Genomic DNA, 21196 nt, shown 5'->3' with positions numbered 1-21196 from the left:
ACCAGAAAAAGAACGAGCAAGAAGAACGAACGACACCCCCCCTCGCATCCGCCCGGCTCGCGCTCCACCCCCCCCCACCCCGCCCTTCTCTCCCCCCCCCCCCGCCGTGTGCGGACCGGCCGGGGCAGGCCTACGGCTCGAACTTGTAACCGAGTCCACGGACCGTGACCAGGTAGCGCGGAGCGCCCGGGTCCGGCTCGATCTTCGCGCGGAGCCGCTTGACGTGGACGTCGAGGGTCTTGGTGTCCCCCACGTAGTCGGCACCCCACACGCGGTCGATCAACTGCATCCGGGTCAGCACCCGTCCGGCGTTGCGCAGGAGCATCTCCAGCAGGTCGAATTCCTTCAGCGGGAGGTCGACCTTCCCCCCGGCGACCGTGACGACGTGCCGGTCGACGTCCATGCGGACCGGCCCGGCCTCCAGGGCGGCGGGGGTGACCTCTTCCGGCTCCCCGCGACGGCGCAGCACCGCCCGGATGCGGGCGACGAGCTCCCGCGAGGAGAACGGCTTCGTCACGTAGTCGTCCGCTCCTATCTCCAGGCCGACGACCTTGTCGATCTCGCTGTCCTTCGCGGTCACCATGATCACCGGGACGTTGGAGCGGCCGCGCAGCTGGCGGCAGACCTCGGTGCCGGGCAGGCCGGGCAGCATCAGGTCGAGGAGGACGAGGTCGGCTCCGTTGCGCTCGAACTCGTCGAGTCCGTCGGGCCCCGTGGCCGCCACGGCGACCTCGAAGCCCTCCTTGCGGAGCATGTAGGAAAGGGCGTCGCTGAAGGATTCCTCATCCTCGACGACGAGCACTCGGGTCACGGAAGGACCTCCGGGGCAGTCAGTGGTTCGCGTGATCTGGTCCGAGGATCAGGACCGGGAGGGAGATCGGGGTCGGAAGCGGGGTCGAGGGCTTCGGGGTCGGAATCGTACGGGCCGTCGTCGGTGTCGTCGCCCCTGCCGGAGGGACTGCCGGACGGACGTTCCCTGGCCGATCCGGCCTCCGGCAGCCGGAGGGTGAAGGTGGAGCCTTGGCCCTCGGTGCTCCACACCGTGACCTCCCCGCCGTGCGAGGCGGCCACGTGCTTGACGATGGCGAGCCCGAGACCCGTGCCTCCGGTGGCTCGGGAGCGTGCGGGGTCGACGCGGTAGAAGCGCTCGAAGATCCGCTCGCGGTCCTTCTCCGAGATGCCGATGCCCTGGTCGGTGACGGCGATCTCGATCATGCCCCCGGAGCCTCCGGCCTGGGAGGTGCCCGCGACTCCGGAGGGAGTCACCCGGCGTGCGGCGATGCCGACGCGGGTGCGGGCCGGGGAGTAGTTGACGGCGTTCTCGACGAGATTGCCGAGGGCGGCGGCCAGCTGGCCGCGGTTGCCCCAGACGTGCAGGTCGGCGGTGCCGCCGGCGGCCATGGTGATCTGCTTGGTGGAAGCAGTGTGCCGGGAGCGGTCGATGGCCTCGGCGACCAGTTCGTCCACGCGGACCGGCTCGGCGTCCTCCAGGGGGTCGTCGTTCTGCACCCGGGAGAGATCGATGAGCTCCTGCACCAGGTTGGTGAGGCGGGTGGCCTCGACCTGCATACGGCCCGCGAAGCGGGTCACCGCCTCCGGGTCGTCCGAGGCGTCCATGACGGCCTCGGACAGCAGGGAGAGGGCACCGACCGGGGTTTTGAGCTCATGGCTCACGTTGGCGACGAAGTCGCGCCGCACCGCTTCGATGCGGCGGGCCTCGGTCAGGTCGTCGACCAGGAGCAGCACCAGACGGGAGCCGAGCGGGGCGACCCTGGCCGAGACGGCGAGCGCCTCGCCCCGGCCGGTCCCGCGCCGGTCCAGGTCGAGCTCGACCTGGCGTATCTCACCGTCGCGGCGGGTGTCGCGGGCCATGTGCAGCATCTGTTCCACCGACAGCCTCCCGCCCCTGACCAGGCCCAGCGCATAGGCGGCGGAGCTGGCCTTGACCACGGCGTCGCTCTCGTCGAGGACCACCGCGGACGACCGGAGCACGGAGAGCACCGTGTCGACACCGGGCGGGAGGCTGGTGTCCATGTGCAGGGAGGTACGGGTGGGCCGTGCCTGTTCGCGCTCGCTCCAACGGAACGCCAGCATGGCGATCACGCCGGTGCACACCCCGGCGATCGCAGCCAATGCGGCGACCGCCGCGTTCACGTCCATACATCCAGGTTATGCGGGCTCCACGACTGTCTCCCAGCCATCCAGCGACCACCTCGAACACTCGTCGCCCAGAGTTCACCGAGGGGAAAGTGGCGGTTCACTTGAGGGGGAGGATCCGGACGCGTGCGCCACGGAACGTGGGAGCGTGGGGGCCGCAAGCCCCACCCGGACCCCTAAGGCACGAGAGAGGGACACCCCATGCGGGACGCGTACCACGAGGAACTCGACTCCATCGGCGAGGGCCTGGTCGAGATGGCCCGGCTGGTCGGGTCGGCGATCGGGCGCGCCACCACGGCCATGCTCGACGCCGACCTCAAACTCGCGGAGAGCGTGATCGCCGCGGACCAGAAGGTGGACGATCTGCAGCACGACCTGGAGGCCCGGGCGATAGCCCTGCTGGCCCGCCAGCAGCCGGTGGCCACGGACCTGCGGATCGTCGTGACCTCGCTGCGGATGAGCGCGGACCTGGAACGCTCCGGCGACCTGGCCCAGCACGTGGCCAAGCTGGCCCGGCTGCGCTTCCCCGACTCCGCGGTCCCGCGGGACCTGCACGCCACCATGCTGGAGATGGGGCAGCTGGCCCAGCGGCTGATGGCGAAGGCGGCCGAGGTCATCATCACCAAGGACGTCGACCTGGCGCTGCAGCTGGAAACGGACGACGACGAGATGGACCTGCTGCACCGCACGCTGTTCCAGCACCTGATCGACGACCGCTGGAAGCACGGCATCGAGACGGCGGTCGACGTGACGCTGCTCGGCCGCTACTACGAGCGCTTCGCGGACCACGCGGTCTCGGTCGCCAAGCGCGTCGTCTACCTGGTCACCGGCGAGCACGCGGACGAGCTCCAGCCGGAGACGACCGTCGACGGCGCCTGAACACCCGCCGCCCGGACTGTTCCCACGACGCCTCACCTCCGTGCGCCGTTGATGCGCCGGGCGGAGTGGGCATGCAATGGGGAAGGCGACACCGGTTTGCCTTTGAGGAGGATCCCATGGCCGACTCCCCCACGAGCGAACAACGGCGAGAAGCACCCGCCGAAGCAACGGTCCCGCCGCGCCACCTGCCCTTGCTCGGTGCGTGCGGCTGCGGTTCGAGCTGCGGCTGCGGCTGCCAGTCGGGCGGCCCGTGCCAGTGCGGCGGCTGCTGCGGCTGAGGCACGGTCCGCGCACGGCGTCCCGGACGAGGCGCACGAGACGCACGTACGAAGAGCCCCGCCCGATGAACCGAGGCTTGGGCTCTAACGGTCCTCGCAACACCCGCGGTCTGTGGGAGTTGCGAGGACCGTGGTCGTTGGACGCGACGGTCTTTCGGGCTTGAGGGAGCGTTTCCCTGCGCGGCTGGATGCCGTGGGGAACGCGACGGTGGTGGCGCGTGAGCCGGGGGTGAACCGGAACACTGCTTTCGGCTGGGCTCGGAAGGCCGGACGGGGCCGCCGCACACCTGCCCGCCCACGACGCTGCTCGACGTTTCCGCTCCGGGTGGTCATCGACCCTGCGGGATCGAGCACGGCTCCCCGCGCGGGCCCACGGGAGGCGCGTGCCTCAGCCCCTCCGCACGCCGCTCCCGTGCGCGACCGTCACGGACTGCCGGCGGCTCCGCGCCGACGCCGGAGGCAACGGGAGCGGGGGCGGGAGCGGCGGACGGCCCGGGGAACGCCACTCTGTTCAGGTGAAGTTCCCAGCGCCGCGCAGGACGGCACGGGGCCTTTCGATCACGCGATGCATAGCTTTCCCCCGAGCAACCGCGACCCGTCGTGTTGCCCGCTTCCCCTGTAGCCAAGCGAGGTCGTGAAGATGAGAAGAAGCATGGTCATCAGCCCTCTGATCGCCGGTGCGGCAGTGGCGGCACTGTCACTCCCGCAGGCGGCCACCGCGGCGGACACCCCGGTGACGGTCCAGGTCACCTCCGGCACGCTGAACATCGCCGTACCGACCGGCCCGGTGAACCTCGGCACCGTCGCCGTCAGCAGCGACCCGCAGACCGTCAGCAGCCCCCTGGGCACCGTCACGGTGACCGACGGCCGCGGCGGCACGGCCGGTTGGACGGCCACGGCCAACGCCATCGACTTCACCGGCCCCCAGAACATCTCCGTCTCCGCTCCGGGCTCCAGCAGCTACACCACTCCGCAGGCCTCGGTCAGTGGTACGGCGACCGTCACCCCGAGCGACCTGAGCCCGTTGTACCCCCCGGGTGCCGTCCAGACGGCGACCGACGTGTCGGGCATCAACTCGGCCTCCTGGGACCCGACGATCTCCCTCACGGTTCCGGCGAACGCCCTGGCCGGCACGTACAGCTCCACGATCACCCACTCCGTCGCCTGACGGTGCCGGACCGCAGGAACTGAACAGTCGCTGAAACAACGTCAATAGAGGCTCCGTGCGCAGGTTCGCTTTCCTCTCGGTGCTGGTGACCGCGGCGTTCGCCCTGGTCACCGGCCCCGCCTCCCCCGCACCCCGCCCGTTCGACCCGGCGCACCGACCGGGTCCCGCCGATACGGGCAGCGTCGGGGTGCGGCTCGTGGACGTTCCTGTCGACCTGATCGACGACCCCCGGGCACGGCAGTACGTCATCGACGACTTGGAGCCGGGCGTCACCGTTCACCGGCGCATCGAGGTGTCGAACACCTCGGACGCACCGCTGCACGTGTCGGTCTATCCCGGCGCGGCGAACATCATCAAAGGCGGCTTCGTGGGTGCGGCGGGAAGCACCCCGAACGAGCTCACGAGGTGGATCACGCTCAGTGAGACCAGCCTCGACGTCCCTGCCCGTTCCACCGCGCGCAGCAGCATGACCATCGCGGTGCCCCGGGACGCAGCTCCCGGTGAGAGGTACGGCGTCGTGTGGGCCCAGGTCCGCGGCACCGAAGGCGGCGGCATCTCGCTGGTCAACCGCACCGGTATCCGGATCTACCTGTCGGTGGGGGGAAACAACCCGCCGCAGCCGAAGTTCACCGTCGACAGCATGACGGCCGCGCGGGACGACCGCGGACGGGCGGTCATCCGGGCGAAGGTGCACAACACCGGCGGACGCGCGCTGGACTTCTCGGGCTCGATGACGATGAAGCGGGTGTCCGGGAGCCTCAGCGCGGGCCCCTACCCCGTACAGCTCGGCACGAGCCTCGCCCCGGGCCAGTCGGAGTCGGTGCGGGTGATCGTGACCGATCAGGTGGAGGACGGTCCCTGGGACGTCTCGCTGCGCCTGAAGAGCGGGCTGCTGGAGGACGGCTACTCGGCCCGGGTCACCTTCCCGCACGGACCGGGCGCCGCCAGAGCGGTCCCCTCGCGCCACGAAGGGACGAGCACGCTGAACCCGACGGTGATCACGGTGTCCATCGTCGTTGTGCTCCTCGCCGTCGGAGTGCTCGGATTCACTTTCATCCGCCGCCGCGACCGGCGGGCCGCGGCTTCGTAGACTCCGGGGTCAGAGCCCTACGGGGGTGCCAGTGCCATGGCGGACTTTCCCCGCGGAAGCTGAACAAAGTGTGTGTATCCGTCAACATCCGGATGTTTCCGCTAACAAGCGCGCATTTCCGCATTTCAGAGCGGCTCCTGGGTAGGGGCGAGGTGCGGACGCTGCTCCGAGTCGGGGCAGCAGAAGGGGCCACCCTCGCGCGGGCGAGCGTGGCCTGACAAGGCTTCCTGAATTTGGCTCTGACCGCGGTCCGTGAGCGGCCTGACAGCGATCAGGTAAAGGACAGGAAAGCCCAAACCTTTGGTCGACCCGCCGTAGGCACTTCATGTGCTCGCACGTGGGTCAGTCCTGGGCGCTTCGCATCTACCAGGCATTCCAGAGCCCGTCGTGACGGTGGCGGACCGGAGGGATATCTGCGTCGTCAAGGTCGTGGCCGGCGTGGTGCAGTCCGCGGATCCGCTGGGCTTCGAGTCGCCCCTGGAGCCGGGCCCGGCTTTCAGCCGTAGCGATCTCGGCAGAGAACGAGCCCTTTCTGCAACAGAGCACCATCCACTGCCAGGAGGTGATCCGGCGCAGCGTCTTCGCAGGGGCAGGGCGACGGCCTTCGCGGGCGGCCTGGGCCAATTCAGCGTGCGTGTAGCGCAGGTCGTACAGGGACATGGACTCCGAAGCGACTCCCTGGACGCGAAGTTGCCTGGGAGTTGTGCGGACGGTTCGGGACATCGAGAGCCTCCGTAGGGCCCTCCGGGCTTTCCAGAGGGCCCTACGGGGGGTGCGTAGCGGTGAGCACGGATCAGCCCCCTCGTCGGCCGGACGATCTACCAGCAGGACAGTAGTCGCACGGAGGCGTGGAGACCGGGGTTTTCTCCTCCTCCGTGGCCAGGTCATGCCGCTCCGGGATCTTTCCCGAAACCGTGACCAGAGCCGTTCTCAGAGATTCCCCTCAGGCCCTTTCAACGCCTGCCGACGACGCGACGGGGAGCCTTCAAGGCTCTTGCCGAGCACCTCGGCCACTCCGATCCGGGGCTCACGCTGAAGGTGTACGCGCACCTCATGCCGAGCAGCCGGGACCGCGCACGACAAGCACTCGGCAAGGCCCTGAGGCATGACGACTCTCCGCACTGGGCCCAGCGCGGTCCCAGAGCACGAGAACGCCCCCGCCCCGCGCTGTAAACGCAGGTCGGGGGCATGATCACGAACCCTGCTTCTTCTTGCCCTGGGTCCTGTCGGGGATCTTGGTCACCTGGATTTTCGCAGGTTCGACCAATGCTCCTGGGCTCCTGGGCTCCTGGGCTCCTGGGCTCCTGAGCGGTTGTCATTGGTCGTCACTGGCCGCTGCCGAGCAGCCTCGGACGGCCCAGAGACGGCCCAGACGACGGAGCCGCCCGGCGGCGGGATCTTACGGCTCCCTCCTCGGACTGTTCCTCGATGGGCGATCCGCCGGAAACGGGCTTACGGTCGAACGAAGGGCTGCCCCATAAGGGAGTTCATGCGCGTCGGCCCCCGTGGATCCCCCTCACGACACCAACAGGAGACGACTGCCATGGCCACAGCATCTGAAACCCCTGTACTGGACACCATCGCCGCGATGACGGTCGACTCGGTCGAGCGGTGCGGACTGGCTCCGGAAACGCTCCTGCTCACCCGCATCGCGGCCCTCGCGGCTTCGGACGCCTCGCCGATCTCGTACATTGCCCACATCGACCCCGCCATCCAAGCCGGCCTGACCGCCGAGCAGGTGCAGGATGTCCTTGTTGCCATCGCTCCTGTCGTGGGTACAGCCCGCGTCATGACGGCAGCCGGCAACATCGCCAAAGCCCTCGGCATCACGATCGCAGTGGCCGACGCCGAGGCCCAGGGCCGCGTGTAGAGATCTCGCCCGAAGTCTGCAGCTGACGGCCGTGCCCACCATTGACGCCTGGGCGCGGCCGACGGCTGAGCAGTACCGGCAAAATCGCGTGCCGTCGCCCAGATGGACCAACCCCATAAGGGCGCCGAACTCCCGTCGCCGCCCGTCGCGTGGCTCTCAGGACCGTCCGGGCCACCCGTGCAGAACCGTGTCACGGCAGAACCTGCGCCCCTCTCAGGAGTTCACTCCCAGCCCGTGCCAGCCCCGGCCGTCGACTGGCGCGGCGGCCGGACAGAGACGCTGGTTTACGCCCCCGTCCGGCGTTGTTGAAGTCAGCCACGGATGTCTTTCTGATCCGTAGCTCTAGCCAGATCGGTCAACGACGGTCATCCCGGTCGCTTCACGGCCTCGGAGGGACGGCGTCGGACGGGTGCGGTCGCTGAGGTTGCGGTACTGCGCTGCTGTACAGCACCGGCGCTCGGGGCTGTCGGCCTTCCCGCTTAAGCTGCGCCTATGTGGAAGGAAGCTGCTGCTGGAGCCTTGCCCGACGTCGGGTTCCGGGCACCCGTTGACGCGACGAGCGCTTCCAGGCCATGGTCGGCCTGGGCGCCGGGTGTGGGCTGAGGCAGGGCGGGATTCTCGGCGTCGCGGTCGACGCGATCGACTTCGACGCGGGCACGCTGCATGTGGTGCAGCGACTGAAGCTGAGCTGAAGCAAGGCCGTCTTCGCACCCCCGAAGGGTGGCAAGCTCCGGGATGTGCCGCTCCCGGGGCCGGTCTCCGACGCGCTTCGGGCGCACATGAAGCGGTTCCCGCCAGTCGAGATCACGTTGCCGTGGAAGGTGGTGTGGGCCGCCGGTGACCAAGCGGCTGATCTTCACCGGGCCCCGTGGTGGGCACGTCTGGCGCACGTCCCTCAACGAGGCGACGACCCGTCCCACGAGGTGGTGCTCGTCGACTGCGGAGCCCGCGAAATGGATGTGGTTCTGGCAGTGCGCAAGGTGACCGGGCAGAGCTTGTGGCACAGCCGGGAGCTGGCACGCCAAGCGTCCGTCACCCTCCTTCGGGGTCTGTCTGCGTACAGGGCCCAGTCCGCTGTCGCTGTGCTCCAGAGCGCGGGTGCCAGAGCGGAGTGGAGACAGGAGCCGGAGCCCGGAGAGCGCACGGCCCCATCGCCCTGACAGCCCGGAGACGGTCCAGAGGCAGCGAAAAGCCCCCTTCCAGCGGAGAACCCGCAGGTAGGGGGCTTAACAGCGTTGCGTTACTTCTTCTTGCCCTGGTTCTTGACCGCCTCGATCGCCGCGGCGGCCGCCTCCGGGTCGAGATAGGTGCCGCCCGGCTTGAGCGGCGTGAAGTCGGCGTCGAGCTCGTAGACGAGCGGGATGCCGGTCGGAATGTTCAGACCCGCGATGTCGGCGTCGGAGATGCCGTCGAGGTGCTTGACGAGGGCGCGCAGGGAGTTGCCGTGGGCAGCCACCAGTACCGTCCGCCCGGCCAGCAGGTCCGGGACGATGCCGTCGTACCAGTACGGGAGCATCCGGGCGACCACGTCCTTGAGGCACTCCGTGCGCGGGCGCAGCTCCGGCGGGATCGCGGCGTAGCGGGCGTCGTGCGCCTGGGAGAACTCGCTGTCGTCGGCGAGGGCCGGCGGCGGGGTGTCGTACGAGCGGCGCCACAGCATGAACTGCTCCTCGCCGAACTCGGCGAGGGTCTGCGCCTTGTCCTTGCCCTGCAGGGCACCGTAGTGGCGCTCGTTCAGGCGCCAGGAGCGGTGGACGGGGATCCAGTGGCGGTCCGCGGCCTCCAGCGCGAGCTGCGCGGTGCGGATGGCGCGCTTCTGGAGCGAGGTGTGCAGCACGTCGGGGAGCAGGCCGGCGTCTTTGAGCAGCTCACCGCCGCGGACAGCCTCCTTCTCGCCCTTCTCGGTGAGGTTGACGTCCACCCAGCCGGTGAACAGGTTCTTCGCGTTCCAGTCGCTCTCGCCGTGGCGGAGGAGGATCAGCTTGTACGGTGCGTCGGCCATGGCCCGAGCCTAATCGACGTCCGGATCGGTGAGCGATTGACGTCCGGCGTCAATCCGATGGCGCACCGGGACCCCCGACTTGTAACATCCCGAGCCGTACACCACCTCTTACATCTGCGGGTCGGTCCGGGGGGAACGCACACATGTCCATAGCCTCGCTCAGGCGGGCCACGAAGGAGAGCGTCTCAGGTCTCCCCCGCGAGTTCTGGTGGTTGTGGGTCAACACCCTGATCAACCGGCTCGGTGCGTTCGTCGCGACCTTCCTGGCCTTCTACCTCACGCTGGAGCGCGGGTACTCGGCCTCGTACGCGGGACTCGTCGTCGCACTGCACGGTCTCGGCGGCGTCGTCTCCTCGCTCGGTGCGGGCGTGATGACCGACCGGCTGGGGCGGCGTCCCACCCTGCTGCTCGCGCAGGCCGCGACGGCCGTGTCCGTCGCGCTCCTCGGTCTGATGGAACGCCCTGCCGGCATCGCGGCCGTGGCCTTCCTCGTCGGGATGACCAGCAACGCATCCCGGCCGGCGGTGCAGGCCATGATGGCGGACATCGTCCGCCCCGAGGACCGTGTGCGTGCCTTCTCCTTGAACTACTGGGCGATCAACCTGGGCATCGCGATCTCCTCCACGACCGCCGGACTGGTCGCCGAGTACAGCTACCTCGCGTGCTTCATGGGAGAGGCCGTCCTCACCCTCGCCTGCGCCGTGCTGGTCGCCTGGAAGCTGCCGGAATCCCGGCCGGAGCGCGGCGGTAACCGTCCGGACGACCGGCAGCCCGGCATGGGGTCCGTCCTGCGCGACGGGCGGTACATGGGCGTGGTCGGACTGTCGTTCCTCGTCTCGCTGATCTTCATGCAGGGCTGGGTGGGCCTGCCGGTGGCCATGGGCCGGGACGGCTGGTCGTCGGCGGACTACGGTCTCGTCGTCGCGGCCAACGGCATCATGATCGTCGCCCTGCAGATCCCGGTGACCCGGTTCATCCGGCACCGCGATCCCCAGCGCCTGCTGGTGGTCTCCGCCCTGCTCGCCGGCTACGGCTTCGGTGCCACGGCGTTCGCGGGGTCGCTCGGTGTGCACGCTGTGGTCGTCTGCGTGTGGACGATCGCCGAGATGGTCAATTCGCCCACCCAGATGGGTCTCGTCGTCCGGTTGTCCCCGGTGCACGGCCGCGGTCGCTACCAGGGGGTCTACACCCTGTCCTGGTCGATCGCGGCGCTCGTCGCGCCGTTGATGGCCGGCGTGATCATCGACCGGCTCGGTACCGGCTGGCTGTGGGGCTCGTGCGCGGCGCTCGGCACGGTGGCCGGGGCCGGCTACTGGCTGCTGATGCGTGGGCTCCCGGGAGCCGACGCCGAGACGCACGAAACGGGAGGGACGAACGAGCCCGAGGGGACGAGCGGCCACGACGCCGGCACGGGGGCTCGGACCGACGCCGGGTCCCGGACCGGCGAGCAGAACGGAACGCCGGTCGGGGACGGGGCGGGGGCCCCGGGCGGCGGCCCGTGACGGGCGGCGGCTCGGGCACCGCGGACGCGTCACCCCCCGCCCCGACCGTCCCCCTCCCGACCGGGGCACCCGGCACGGCGCACGTCTAGCGCTGCTCCGGTGCGGCGACGGCCGCGGCGCCGCCGTCCGCGCCGTCCGCGCCGTCCGAACCTCCAGGCTCGTCCGTCACCCGGGTCCCCGGGTGCAACAGGGTGCAGAGGAACGCGACGCCCAGCGCGATCGACATCCCGTAGAAGACCCATTGGTTGGCCTGAGCGAAGTCCGTCCGGATCGCGTGGATGGCGCTGCGCGTCATCGTCGCGATCGGGCCGCTGCCGGTGGGTTCCTGTGCGTCGGGGTGGCCGGTGACCCCTTCCGCGATGCTCCTCGCGGCGTCCCGCGACACCCCCTCGGGGACCCCCCTCGCCCTGAGCGTGCCGGCGACCTCGTCCGTGGTGACGTGCGTGAGTACCGTCCCGAAGACGGCGATGCCCACCGCGGCCGCGTAGTTGCGCACGGTCTGCGTGATGCCGGTGACCTCTCCGTACGATGCGCCGAGCGCCCGGTTCACCGCGTCCGTCGACGCCGGGGCCAGCAGGAAGCCGATGCCTGCACCGGCCAGACACGCGTACGGCCACTGGTCGTGGATCGAAAGGTCCGTCAGCTTTCCCGCCCACAGGGCGAAACCGACGCAGCCGAGTGCGGTGCCGAGCTTCATGGCGGGCCGCGCACCACGCTTGTCGAGGATGCGGCCGCCCCACTGGGAGGCGATGGCGAAGCCGACGAAGAAGTACAGGAGGTACAGGGCGGCCTGGTTGGGTGAGGCGCTCAGCGACACCTGGGCGTAGACCGAGGCGAAGAAGAACACCGGGACGAACGCCATCATGGCGAAGAACAGCACCAGGTTGTCGACGGCGAAGGCCTTGTCGCTGAACACCTGCAGTTTGATCAGCGGCTGTTCGACTCGGAGTTCGTAGCGGCAGAAGAAGCCGAGGACGACGAGCCCACCGACGATGCAGAGCCACGTGGCGGCACTCCCCCAACCCCAGGCGGACGCCTGCTGCAAGCCGAGAACGCTGAGCCCCATCCCGGCGGCGGCGAGCACGGCGCCCGTGACGTCGAGCCGTTCGTGCCGCCGCTGGTCCGGGATGTGCGCCATGGCGGTGAGCACGAGCGCGACGACCGCCACGGGCACGTTGACCCAGAAGATGGCCCGCCAGGTCCAGTCCGTCAGCCAGCCTCCGAGCAGCGGGCCGACGGCCGTGAGCGCACCGGAGAGGCCGAAGAACAGGGCCAGCGCCCGTCCCCGTTTGTTCAGTGGGAAGACCGCGATGACGACGGCGAGGGCGGCGGGGAACATCAGTGCCGCGCCGATACCCTGCGTGGCCCGGAAGACGATGAGCCAGCCCTGGGCTGCGTCCCCTGCTGGTGCGCAACCGCAGAGCACGGACGAGACCACGAAGACGAGCGTGCCGACCACCATGACTCTGCGGTGCCCGAAGATGTCGGAGAGCCGGCCGCCGAGCGCGAAAAAGGCGGCGAGCGCCAGCAGGTAGGCGTTGACCACCCACTGCATTCCGGAGGACGACAGCCCGAGTTCCTCGACGATGCTCGGCGCCGCGATGCTGACGATCGTCTGGTCGATGAAGGTCATCGAGACGGCGAAGAGCATCGCCGCCAGAGCCACGGTCTGGTTCGGGGCGCGAGGGGCGCGCGCACCCTTTGTGCCGCTCATGCCCAGATTTTCCCCCGCGGTCCGCCCGACCGCACGCCGGCACCTCGGGGCCGGTCAGGCGCCCGGGCGGCCGTCAGCCGGCCGGTTCGGGGCGCTTCCCGGCTCGCGCGGGGAGCGCCGTTCCCGGGGTCGCGGAGTTGCCGCTCCGCGAGCTGGCAGGATCGTGGGCGTCATGCGACGGGCCGGCGCAGCGCAGTGGCCCCACGCGCCTCTGGAGCCCGTGGAGCACAGCGGACTCACGCAGCGTCAGGCGCGGGCTCGGGGACCGGGCGCCCCGCCGCCCGGTCTCACTTCTCCGGCCGCTGCGTCAGGTGCGCGAACGCGTCCAGGTTGCGCGTCGACTCGCCCCGTGCCACCCGCCAGGCGTACTCCTTGCGGATCGCGCTCGCGAACCCCAGCTCCAGCAGGGAGTTGAAGGCCCCGTCCGCCGCTTCCAGGACGGATCCGAGCAGCCGGTCCAGCTCGTCCGGGCCGACGACCGACAGCGGTAGCCTGCCGACGAGGTAGACGTCACCGAGCGGATCGACCGCGTAACTCACCCCGTACAGCTTGAGGTTGCGCTCCAGCAGCCACTGGTGGACACCGGCCTCGTTCTCGTCGGGGTGGCGGATGACGAAGGCGTTCAGGGAGAGCGAGTGCCGGCCGACGATCAACGAACAGGTCGTCGAGAGCTTGCGGGTGCCCGGGAGCGTGACCACGAACGAACCCGGCGCGGGACACTCCCACTCCAACTCGGCGTCCTTCAGGTACGCCTCGATGATCTGCACTGCGTCAGCCATGGTGGGAGCGTACGCGACGGCGGTGTTCCTGCATCGCGGCCGTGTAGACCTCGGCGGTGACCGAGGCGGACTTGTCCCAGCCGAAGGACCTGGCGTGTGCGGCGGCGGCCGCGCCCATGCGGTGCGTCAGGTGCGGGTCGTCGGCGAAGCGGCGCAGCGCACGGGCGTAGTCGGCGGGGTCGTGACCGGACACCAGGAAGCCGGTCTTCCCGTCCCGCACGGCCACGGGGAGCCCCCCGACGGAGGCGGCGACGACGGGCGTGCCGGCCGCCTGCGCCTCTATGGCGACGAGGCCGAACGACTCGCTGTGCGAGGGCATGACCAGCACCGAAGCCGCGCGGAACCAGTCGGCGAGCCGGTCCTGGGCGACGGGCGGCCGGAACCTCACGACGTCCGCGATGCCGAGCCTCGCCGCCAGCTTCTGCAGACCCTCGGGCCTGGCGAGTCCGCTGCCGCTCGGCCCGCCGACGACCGGCACGACGATGCGGGAGCGCAGGGACGGATCCTGCTCCAGCAGCAGGGCGACCGCCCGCAGCAGCACGTCGGGGGCCTTCAGCGGCTGGATCCGTCCGGCGAAAAGGGGGACCAGTGCGTCCTTGGGGAGGCCGAGACGGGCCCGGGCGGCGGACCGGCCGTCCGCCACGCGGAACCGGTCCAGGTTCACGCCCGGGTGGACGACGGCTACCTTGGCGGGGTCGGCGTCATAGTGGCGCACCAGCTCGGCGGCCTCCTCCACCGTGTTGGCGATCAGCCGGTCCGCGGCGTCGACGATCTGGGTCTCGCCGATCACCCGGGCCGCCGGCTCGGGGGTGTCGCCGTCCGCGAGCGCCGCGTTCTTCACCTTGGCCATGGTGTGCATCGCGTGGACGAGCGGTACGCCCCAGCGTTCGGCGGCCAGCCAGCCCACGTGCCCGGAGAGCCAGTAGTGGGAGTGGACCAGGTCGTAGTGGCCGGGCCGGTGCCCCGCCCATGCCTGCATCACCCCGTGGGTGAAGGCGCACAGCTGGGCCGGGAGCTCCTCCTTGGCCAGGCCCTCGTACGGGCCGGCGTCGACGTGGCGCACGAGGACACCCGGAGCGAGTTCGACGGCGGGGGGAAGCCCTCCGGTCGTGGCCCGGGTGAAGATCTCGACCTCGACGTTGATCGCGGCCAGTCGCTTGGCGAGCTCCACGATGTAGACGTTCATACCGCCCGCGTCACCGGTGCCCGGCTGGTGCAGGGGTGATGTGTGCACGCTGAGCATGGCGGCGCGGCGCGGTCTGCGGTGGTGACCGGGGAGACGCAGTCGGGGCGGCGCCGCCAGGGAGCCGGCGAGCCGGGACACGTACTGGCTCAACGGGACGGTCCTCTCCGCTCGGGTACACAGGCACGGGCTCTGGACGCGGGCACGGGGTGGGCATGCCTACGGGGAGGGCCTGCGCTTCCCTCCGACAGGCGTCAACAGCGGAACGACTCCTTTCATTTCCCGTCGCCCCGCGCTTTGCCGAATCATTGCCAAGGCGCCACGGCGCGTTTCGCGCCCCCTCGGCCGCCGTGCCCCTCCCCTCGCCGCACCGGCGACCCCGCGCGGCCCGGCCCTCTCCGGCAACCGCCTCCCGCGACCCCGGTCGACCTGTACGTCAGCGCCTCCCACCCGGTCCCGTCCCCAGCGATCCCCCCGGCACCTGCCGGCGGGTCCGGGCGCGCACGCCACCTCCCCCCTTCACTTACCCTCGGTTGCATGCCCGCGCGCCGCCCTCCGCCCTCGACCCGCCCCGTGGGCGCGGCGACCCGCGGCACCACCAACCCCAACCGCCTGCGCCGCATGGACCGCTGGATCGCCGCGGTGCACGGCCCGGCGCTGCGCCGCTGCGCCGCCCCGGTCGCCGTCGACCTGGGATACGGAGCCGCCCCCTGGACCGCCGTCGAGCTACTCCACCGCCTGCGGGCCGCCGAGCCCCGCACCCAGGTCGTCGGCATCGAGATCGAACCCACCCGCGTGGAAGCCGCGCGCACGTACGAACGGAGCGGCCTGCGCTTCGTCCACGGGGGCTTCGAGGTCCCGCTGCCCGACCCCTCGGTGCGCCCGTCGGTCATCCGCGCGGCGAACGTGCTGCGGCAGTACGACGAGGAGGCGGTCGCCGCGGTCTGGGAGCGGCTGTGCGCACGCCTCGCGCCCGGCGGGCTGCTGGTCGAGGGCACGTGCGACGAGATCGGTCGGCGGCACGTATGGGTGGCGCTCGGCCCCGAAGGGCCCAGGACCGTGACGTTCGCCGCTCGCCTGGGCTCGCTGGACCGCCCGTCCGACCTGGCTGAGCGGCTGCCCAAGGCCCTGATCCACCGGAACGTCCCCGGCGAACCGGTGCACGCCTTCCTCCGGGACTTCGACCGCGCATGGGCAGCGGCGGCTCCGTACGCCTCGCTCGGTGCACGACAGCGCTGGATCAGGGCCGTACGGGACGTGTGCGGCGACTGGCCGGTGCGGGGCACCGGGGCGGACGGCCTGCGTCGCTGGCGACAGGGCGAGGTCACGGTGGACTGGTCCGCACTGGCCCCCCGCTCCACCTGAATCCCCGCAAATCACCCGGAAATCGCCCGGTGTCCGACGCCGATCGGGCGCCGGACAAGGGAGTGGAACGCGCCAGGGGGCTCTTTCGTCTCAGACGGGTGACGTGATCGTCCAGACCGATCCTCCGACTGGCCCTGTGACTTTGGCGCGGATCATGGCACCATCACGTGGACTGCCGTAAGTTACTGACGGTAAATCACATTCGGATTCTCTTGGCGCTGTCCGGAGGGGGACTAGTGAACCGACGCCGCCGTGCCGCCGCGGCCATCACCGTGGCTTGCGCCGTGACGCTGCTGGCATCGCCGGGGCACGCCATTGCCGCACCGGCACCGCCGGAGCCCCCGAAGAAGAGCCTCGAAGAGGTGCGCAAGGAACTCGACGGCCTCTACGCGGCCGCGGCATCGGCCACCGATGCCTACAACCTCGCCAAGAGCCAGGCCACCCGGCAGTCGGCGCACATCGTGAAGCTGGCCCAGGAGATCGCGAAGGGCCAGGCCAGGATCGACGATCTGAAGGCCCGCGTCGGCGCCACCGCCCGCGCTCAGTACCGGGGCGGCGGCCTGCCGCCCGAGGCCCAGCTCGTCCTCACCAACGACCCCGACCTGTTCCTGGAGGGCGCCGGCCGCTTCAAGGCGGGACAGAAGGCGACCAAGGACCTCATAGGGGAACTCACCCGGACGCAGGCCGACTTGAACGCGTACAACCGCGAGGCCAGCGCGCACTGGGTGCAGCTGGAAGCCAACCGCGTCAAGCAGGAGAAGGCCAAGGCGGAGATCAACAAGAAGATCGACGCGGCCCGGAAGATAGAGGCGCAGCTCCAGAAGGAGGAGCTGGCACGGCTGTTGAAGCTGGAGCAGGACGCTGCGTACCAGGCCCAGGCGACCTGGCTGGGCTCCGGCGTCCTCAAGGAGATCAGCGGCCGCGCGAGCAAGCAGGGCTCGGCGGCGATCGCGTTCGCCACCAAGCAGATCGGCAAGCCGTACGTCTGGGGCGCCGAGGGACCGGGCTCGTACGACTGCTCAGGTCTCACTTCGCAGGCCTGGCTGGCGGCGGGGCGCACCATCCCGCGCACCTCGCAGGAGCAGTGGCGACTCCTGCCGCACGTCGACATCAAGGACATGCGCCCGGGCGACCTGATCATCTACCACGCCGATGCGAGCCACGTCGGAATGTACGTGGGCGACGGGGCGATCGTGCACGCGCCCAGGCCCGGACGGACCGTCACGCTCACGGGCGCCGGTTCGATGCAGATCCTGGGAGTGGTGCGCCCCGACAAGTGAGGCCGGCACGGTACGCGCGGGGACGCCCCCACCTGCCGACCGGCACGCGGGACAGGACGGCACACCGGACAGGACGGTGCACGGGACAGGGTGCACGGGACAGGACTGCGGAGCGCCCGCAGGGCGGTCCCCCAGGGCCGGACGGCGGCACCCGGGCAGGCGGAGGAGCCCAGGGCTGCGGCGCGACCAGCCACCCCCGGACCACACCGCCCGGTGCCCGACCCATCTGAGGCCGAATCGGGACATCACCACCCCGCCCGTGTGAGCGGAAGCACGCGGGCGCCCGACGAGTGAGGCCGGTCACGCGGCGGTTGCGTGAGGCCGGTCACCCAGCGCGCGTGACCTTCGTCATCACCCCGTGGGCAACTACCTCCCGATGCGCGGCATATGCCATCGACCCTTCCCAGAACACCGCTCCCTCGCACGTTCCCCCACACCCCCGACTGCCGCTATGGTCCCCGTCTGGCAGGACGTCGTTCGTCGTCCCGTCGCGCCCTCGGGGGGAGGGAAGGAAACAGATCGATGCCCGTACCCGTTCCGCGCCAGCGGACCGGCTCACCAGTGGCCGTAGGAACAGTCACCGCGGGACCCGCCTCCGCAGGCCCCGTCAAGGACCCCGCCAACGGTGGCGACCTCACCCTGCTCGTGATCGAGGACGACCCTGCGGGCACCTTCACCGTTCCCGAGCTGCTGGATGCGGCCGGCACCACCCGGATCCGCATACGCACCGCACGGAACCTCACCGAGGCCGAGCGGCTCCTCACCGACGACGTGCACTGCATACTCGTCGACCTCGCCCTGCCCGGACCCGCCCGGGAACGCGGCGACGAGCTCGCCGTGCTCCGCCACGTCCTGCGGCTCGCCCCGCGCCACGCCGTGCTGGCACTGACCACGGACGCAGACGCGGACCGTGCCGCGGAAGCCGTGCGGGTCGGTGCCCAGGACTTCCTGCTCCGTGACGAGCTGGACGGTCGGCTGCTGAGCCGCGCCATCCGGTACGCCGTCGAACGCAAACGCGCGGACAGCACCCAGGTGAAACTGGCCGAGTCACGGCTGCGAGCCCAGGAGAACTCCCGACTCGAACGCGGCCTGCTGCCCACCCCCCTGCTCCAGGGGTCCGATCTGCGCTTCGCGGCCCGCTACCGTCCGGGCCGCTCGCGCGCCCTGCTCGGAGGCGACTTCTACGACACCGTCCGCACCTCCGACGGCACGGTCCACGCGATGATCGGCGACGTCTGCGGCCACGGCCCCGACGAGGCGGCGCTCGGCGTCGAGCTGCGGATCGCCTGGCGGGCGCTGACGTTCGCGGGCCTGTGCGGCGACGAACTGCTGTCGACCCTCCAGCAGGTGCTGGAGCACGAGCGGGAGAGCGAGGAGATCTTCGCGACACTCTGCACGGTCGACATCTCCCCCGACGGACGCCGGGCGGGGCTCTGCCTGGCCGGTCACCCCGCCCCGCTGATCGCCCGCAAGGGCAAGCCCGCCCAGCTGTTCCCGTACGAGAGCGGAGGCCCGGCACTGGGCCTCCTGCCGCGCGCCCGGTGGCCGCGGCGCCAAGTCGAGCTGGGCAAGGCGTGGAGCCTCATGATGTACACGGACGGGCTGATCGAGGGCCGCACCTCACCCGGCGGGGAGCGCCTGGGCCAGGAAGGCATGGTCGACATGGTCAACCGCCAGCTCGCGGCAGGGCTGCGCGGCGAGTCGCTCCTGGAGGCGGCGGTGGCCGAGGTGCGCGAGCTGAACGGGGGCGACCTGACGGACGACGTGGCCGTGCTGCTGCTCGACCGGGTGCGCGACTGACCCTGACGCCGCGCTCGGTCGGCCCCCGGTCCGCACAGGTCCCCCGCACGCGTCTCCGCATCCGAAGCGCGGGACGGGTACGGCCCGCGCTTCTCCCGTTTCCGTGCAGGCCCGTCCCGTGCGCGTGCGGCCCGCTCGCCGCCGGGCCGAGAACGCCAAGCCGAGTCCCGGACGCAATCGGCCGGGCACGGCGAAACCGAACCGGACCCGCGTTGCCGGGCCCTCCCCGGGACTCCCTCCGTCCGGGGCTGCGGCGGCTACCGCCCGCCGTTGTAGGGACCGTACGGTCCGTCGCTGCTCGAACCCCCACGCCTGCCCCCACCGGACACCTGCTGGAGCGCGGGCCTGACGTCGACCATGAAGACGATCGTCGCGATCAGCCCGGCGATCTGCAGGAACAGCATCGGCACGAACAGGTTCACCGCGACCGTGACGCCCAGCAAGACCAGCCAGAACGTCTTGGTCTTCTTGTCCGCCGCCCGGTAGGCGTCCTCACGCGCGAAGGCCGCGAGGAACAGGGCGATCACGGCAAGGACGAGCATGGCCAGGTTGAGCAGCCAGAGAAACGTGCCGAATCCTGCGAGCAACATGCTGAGCACCGCCTAGTGAGTGTGAAGAGCGCCTCACGGCCAAGGTACGGCCGATCTCCCCGGAAGCACGACCGGCCACGTGAGCAAACGTACCGGGGCAGCGAGGACGGCGGGGTGACGGGCCGGGCACCACGGATGGCGCCCGGCCCGTCGCCTCAGCCGCTTTCCCGCCGCAGTCGGCTCACTTGCCGGTCTGCGGGGAGGTGGTGGTCCGCTTCGCCACGGGCTTGCGCGCCGCGGGCTTGCGGGCGGCCGGCGGCGCCGGCTTCTTGGCTTCGGGCTTGGGCCCGACCTTGGTCTCGGCCTTGGTCTCCGCCTTGGTCTCCGCCTTCGGCGCGGTGCCGGTCCTGGAACCCGACGCGGCCTTCTCGTCCCGCTTCGGCGCCGGCTTCGGCTCCGCCTTGGGCTCGACCGCGATGGCGATCTCGGTGATCTCCTCGGCGGCGTCGCCGCGCCACGCCTTCACGGCCTGCTCGCCGTGCTCGGCCACCTTCTCGTATGTCTCACGGGCCCGAACGGCGTACTCGGCGGCCACGCCCACACCGCGCAGCGCCAGGTCCTGGGCGCTCTCGCCCAGCTTGCGCAGGTCGGTGTCGAGACCGCCGAGGACCTCGGTGACCTTGGCCTGCACGGTGGCCTGGGCCTCCTTGGCCTGGGCGGTCACCTTCGCCTGCACCGCCTTGGGGTCCGCCTCCTTCACGGCGTCGAACCGTGCGGGCGCCTCGGCCCGCAGCTGCTCGATCAGCGCGGGAACCTTCTTGGCCTGCTGCACGGCGAGGTCTGCCGTACCGGCCGCGAAGTAGAGGGGGGTCGGGTCGGTGAGGGTCTTGCGCAGGTCATCGGTGATGGCCATGACTGTGGTCCTCCCGGATCGCAGATTCTCGTTCAGAGCTCGGATGATGTGGGTTGGTCGGCACCACTTCCTGCGGCCGTGCGGGGGCCGTCCTCGGCGGTGTCCTTATCCGTATCGGCGTCGAAGCCGTTCTCCTTGCGGAACGACTCGTAGATTTGCAGCAGAACCTGCTTCTGCCGCTCGTTGATCGAGGGATCGGCCAGGATGACGGCCCGCGTCTCCAGCTCGTCCCGCTCCCGCTCGTCCAGGATCCCGGCCCGCACGTACAGCGTCTCGGCCGAGATGCGCAGCGCCTTGGCGACCTGCTGGAGCACCTCCGCGCTGGGCTTGCGCAGCCCGCGCTCGATCTGGCTCAGGTACGGATTGGACACCCCGGCGGCATCGGCGAGCTGCCGCAGCGACAGCTGGGCGTTGCGCCGCTGTTCGCGCAGGTACTCACCGAGATTGCCGACGTTGAGGGATGCCATGCACCGAGCATGCAACACCTTCGCTAACTTTTGCAAGCAGACGCTTGCAAAAGTGCACGACATCACCCGTGACCGTGTGCCCGTGGTGTCCAGCTGTCCGTTCTCAGTAGATGTGGCGAGTCCCAGTGATCCTGGCAAACGACCTGGCGGAGTCCCGGCGAAGCTGGCCGGCCCGTACGGTCCACGGCATGGTTGATGAGTTCGACGTGGCGCAAGCTC

At 70.5% G+C, this 21196-nt stretch carries 19 protein-coding genes and 2 pseudogenes; 11 read left to right on the top strand and 10 right to left on the bottom strand.

Going from position 1 to position 21196, the window contains the following annotated elements; all coding sequences use genetic code 11:
• Window positions 1-130: 130 nt before the first annotated feature.
• Both ACFXOM_RS21190 and ACFXOM_RS21185 read right to left on the bottom strand, forming a co-directional pair.
• Window positions 131-811: a response regulator transcription factor gene (locus ACFXOM_RS21190; protein ID WP_015035162.1), complete on the bottom strand. Its 681-nt coding sequence runs from the start codon at window positions 809-811 to the stop codon at window positions 131-133.
• On the bottom strand, window positions 808-2160 hold the full coding sequence (locus ACFXOM_RS21185) for a sensor histidine kinase (RefSeq protein WP_384936805.1): 1353 nt from the start codon (window positions 2158-2160) through the stop codon (window positions 808-810). Before ACFXOM_RS21185 ends, ACFXOM_RS21190 begins: the two co-directional genes overlap by 4 nt.
• Before the next feature lie 198 nt (window positions 2161-2358).
• Here ACFXOM_RS21185 and phoU point away from each other — a divergent pair, with 198 nt between their 5' ends.
• The 3 genes from phoU to ACFXOM_RS21170 all read left to right on the top strand — a co-directional run bounded on the left by phoU (window position 2359) and on the right by ACFXOM_RS21170 (window position 5572).
• Window positions 2359-3036, top strand: a complete 678-nt coding sequence (phoU, locus tag ACFXOM_RS21180) for a phosphate signaling complex protein PhoU (RefSeq protein ID WP_384936802.1) — start codon at window positions 2359-2361, stop codon at window positions 3034-3036.
• Window positions 3037-3966: 930 nt separating this feature from the next.
• Complete coding sequence (locus tag ACFXOM_RS21175; protein ID WP_384936800.1) at window positions 3967-4482, top strand: hypothetical protein; 516 nt, start codon at window positions 3967-3969, stop codon at window positions 4480-4482.
• 55 nt (window positions 4483-4537) lie between these two features.
• The gene (locus ACFXOM_RS21170; protein WP_384944451.1) at window positions 4538-5572 is read left to right on the top strand and encodes a hypothetical protein; all 1035 of its coding nucleotides are present in this window, start codon (window positions 4538-4540) and stop codon (window positions 5570-5572) included.
• A gap of 363 nt (window positions 5573-5935) precedes the next feature.
• Here ACFXOM_RS21170 and ACFXOM_RS21165 read toward each other — a convergent pair whose 3' ends face one another.
• Window positions 5936-6232, bottom strand: a complete 297-nt coding sequence (locus ACFXOM_RS21165) for a hypothetical protein (RefSeq protein ID WP_384936795.1) — start codon at window positions 6230-6232, stop codon at window positions 5936-5938.
• A gap of 321 nt (window positions 6233-6553) precedes the next feature.
• Here ACFXOM_RS21165 and ACFXOM_RS21160 point away from each other — a divergent pair.
• From ACFXOM_RS21160 to ACFXOM_RS21145, 4 genes and pseudogenes are all read left to right on the top strand, one after another.
• Window positions 6554-6745 (top strand): annotated as a pseudogene (locus tag ACFXOM_RS21160) (hypothetical protein); the annotation flags it as partial.
• Window positions 6746-7115: 370 nt separating this feature from the next.
• Window positions 7116-7442 carry a carboxymuconolactone decarboxylase family protein gene (locus tag ACFXOM_RS21155; protein ID WP_384936793.1) on the top strand — a complete coding sequence of 109 codons (327 nt, stop codon included), beginning with the start codon at window positions 7116-7118 and terminating at the stop codon, window positions 7440-7442.
• A 557-nt stretch (window positions 7443-7999) separates the two neighbouring features.
• Window positions 8000-8360 (top strand): annotated as a pseudogene (locus ACFXOM_RS21150) (site-specific integrase); the annotation flags it as partial.
• Between the two features lie 35 nt (window positions 8361-8395).
• The gene (locus ACFXOM_RS21145; RefSeq protein ID WP_384944449.1) at window positions 8396-8602 is read left to right on the top strand and encodes a hypothetical protein; all 207 of its coding nucleotides are present in this window, start codon (window positions 8396-8398) and stop codon (window positions 8600-8602) included.
• 80 nt (window positions 8603-8682) lie between these two features.
• Here the strand turns inward: ACFXOM_RS21145 and ACFXOM_RS21140 are convergent, their stop codons facing one another.
• Window positions 8683-9444 (bottom strand): phosphoglyceromutase, encoded by a 762-nt coding sequence (locus ACFXOM_RS21140; protein WP_384936789.1) that lies wholly within the window; start codon window positions 9442-9444, stop codon window positions 8683-8685.
• 143 nt (window positions 9445-9587) lie between these two features.
• On the opposite strand from ACFXOM_RS21140, the gene ACFXOM_RS21135 reads away from it, so the two are divergent.
• Complete coding sequence (locus ACFXOM_RS21135) at window positions 9588-10946, top strand: MDR family MFS transporter (RefSeq protein ID WP_385038782.1); 1359 nt, start codon at window positions 9588-9590, stop codon at window positions 10944-10946.
• A gap of 85 nt (window positions 10947-11031) precedes the next feature.
• Here the strand turns inward: ACFXOM_RS21135 and ACFXOM_RS21130 are convergent, their stop codons facing one another.
• The 3 genes from ACFXOM_RS21130 to mshA all read right to left on the bottom strand — a co-directional run bounded on the left by ACFXOM_RS21130 (window position 11032) and on the right by mshA (window position 14775).
• Entirely contained in the window at window positions 11032-12660 is a 1629-nt protein-coding gene (locus tag ACFXOM_RS21130; protein WP_384936783.1) for an MFS transporter, read from the bottom strand.
• A 287-nt stretch (window positions 12661-12947) separates the two neighbouring features.
• Window positions 12948-13439, bottom strand: coding sequence for a YbjN domain-containing protein (locus ACFXOM_RS21125; protein ID WP_384936781.1), 492 nt, complete (start codon window positions 13437-13439; stop codon window positions 12948-12950).
• Window positions 13432-14775 carry a D-inositol-3-phosphate glycosyltransferase gene (mshA, locus tag ACFXOM_RS21120; protein WP_384936778.1) on the bottom strand — a complete coding sequence of 448 codons (1344 nt, stop codon included), beginning with the start codon at window positions 14773-14775 and terminating at the stop codon, window positions 13432-13434. Before mshA ends, ACFXOM_RS21125 begins: the two co-directional genes overlap by 8 nt.
• Window positions 14776-15159: 384 nt before the next feature.
• Between mshA and ACFXOM_RS21115 the strand changes: the two genes are divergently transcribed.
• The 3 genes from ACFXOM_RS21115 (at window position 15160) to ACFXOM_RS21105 (ending at window position 19067) form a co-directional block, all read left to right on the top strand.
• Entirely contained in the window at window positions 15160-15987 is an 828-nt protein-coding gene (locus tag ACFXOM_RS21115) for a class I SAM-dependent methyltransferase (protein WP_385038780.1), read from the top strand.
• Window positions 15988-16223: 236 nt separating this feature from the next.
• A complete protein-coding gene (locus tag ACFXOM_RS21110) occupies window positions 16224-17267 on the top strand; it encodes a C40 family peptidase (RefSeq protein WP_385038777.1) in 1044 nt (347 codons plus the stop codon).
• 522 nt (window positions 17268-17789) lie between these two features.
• Window positions 17790-19067, top strand: coding sequence for a PP2C family protein-serine/threonine phosphatase (locus ACFXOM_RS21105; protein WP_384936770.1), 1278 nt, complete (start codon window positions 17790-17792; stop codon window positions 19065-19067).
• 257 nt (window positions 19068-19324) lie between these two features.
• Here ACFXOM_RS21105 and ACFXOM_RS21100 read toward each other — a convergent pair whose 3' ends face one another.
• The 3 genes from ACFXOM_RS21100 to ACFXOM_RS21090 form a co-directional block, all read right to left on the bottom strand.
• Complete coding sequence (locus tag ACFXOM_RS21100; RefSeq protein WP_384936768.1) at window positions 19325-19657, bottom strand: DUF2516 family protein; 333 nt, start codon at window positions 19655-19657, stop codon at window positions 19325-19327.
• A 181-nt stretch (window positions 19658-19838) separates the two neighbouring features.
• Entirely contained in the window at window positions 19839-20510 is a 672-nt protein-coding gene (locus ACFXOM_RS21095; RefSeq protein WP_385038775.1) for a hypothetical protein, read from the bottom strand.
• 32 nt (window positions 20511-20542) lie between these two features.
• A complete protein-coding gene (locus tag ACFXOM_RS21090) occupies window positions 20543-20977 on the bottom strand; it encodes a helix-turn-helix domain-containing protein (protein WP_384936762.1) in 435 nt (144 codons plus the stop codon).
• Window positions 20978-21196 lie beyond the last annotated feature (219 nt).

The organism is Streptomyces sp. NPDC059169 (assembly GCF_042755225.1).
Lineage (GTDB): Bacteria > Actinomycetota > Actinomycetes > Streptomycetales > Streptomycetaceae > Streptomyces.
The sequence above is the reverse complement of the archived record's forward strand: the minus strand, read 5'-3'. Positions and strand labels throughout refer to the sequence as shown.

Coding starts and splice junctions, on each gene's coding strand:
- ACFXOM_RS21185 (WP_384936805.1), bottom strand. CDS start 2,160: ATGGACGTGAACGCGGCGGTCGCCGCATTGGCTGCGATCGCCGGGGTG.
- phoU (WP_384936802.1), top strand. CDS start 2,359: ATGCGGGACGCGTACCACGAGGAACTCGACTCCATCGGCGAGGGCCTG.
- ACFXOM_RS21175 (WP_384936800.1), top strand. CDS start 3,967: ATGGTCATCAGCCCTCTGATCGCCGGTGCGGCAGTGGCGGCACTGTCA.
- ACFXOM_RS21165 (WP_384936795.1), bottom strand. CDS start 6,232: ATGTCCCTGTACGACCTGCGCTACACGCACGCTGAATTGGCCCAGGCC.
- ACFXOM_RS21155 (WP_384936793.1), top strand. CDS start 7,116: ATGGCCACAGCATCTGAAACCCCTGTACTGGACACCATCGCCGCGATG.
- ACFXOM_RS21145 (WP_384944449.1), top strand. CDS start 8,396: ATGGATGTGGTTCTGGCAGTGCGCAAGGTGACCGGGCAGAGCTTGTGG.
- ACFXOM_RS21140 (WP_384936789.1), bottom strand. CDS start 9,444: ATGGCCGACGCACCGTACAAGCTGATCCTCCTCCGCCACGGCGAGAGC.
- ACFXOM_RS21135 (WP_385038782.1), top strand. CDS start 9,588: ATGTCCATAGCCTCGCTCAGGCGGGCCACGAAGGAGAGCGTCTCAGGT.
- ACFXOM_RS21130 (WP_384936783.1), bottom strand. CDS start 12,660: ATGAGCGGCACAAAGGGTGCGCGCGCCCCTCGCGCCCCGAACCAGACC.
- ACFXOM_RS21125 (WP_384936781.1), bottom strand. CDS start 13,439: ATGGCTGACGCAGTGCAGATCATCGAGGCGTACCTGAAGGACGCCGAG.
- ACFXOM_RS21115 (WP_385038780.1), top strand. CDS start 15,160: ATGCCCGCGCGCCGCCCTCCGCCCTCGACCCGCCCCGTGGGCGCGGCG.
- ACFXOM_RS21105 (WP_384936770.1), top strand. CDS start 17,790: ATGCCCGTACCCGTTCCGCGCCAGCGGACCGGCTCACCAGTGGCCGTA.
- ACFXOM_RS21100 (WP_384936768.1), bottom strand. CDS start 19,657: ATGTTGCTCGCAGGATTCGGCACGTTTCTCTGGCTGCTCAACCTGGCC.
- ACFXOM_RS21095 (WP_385038775.1), bottom strand. CDS start 20,510: ATGGCCATCACCGATGACCTGCGCAAGACCCTCACCGACCCGACCCCC.
- ACFXOM_RS21090 (WP_384936762.1), bottom strand. CDS start 20,977: ATGGCATCCCTCAACGTCGGCAATCTCGGTGAGTACCTGCGCGAACAG.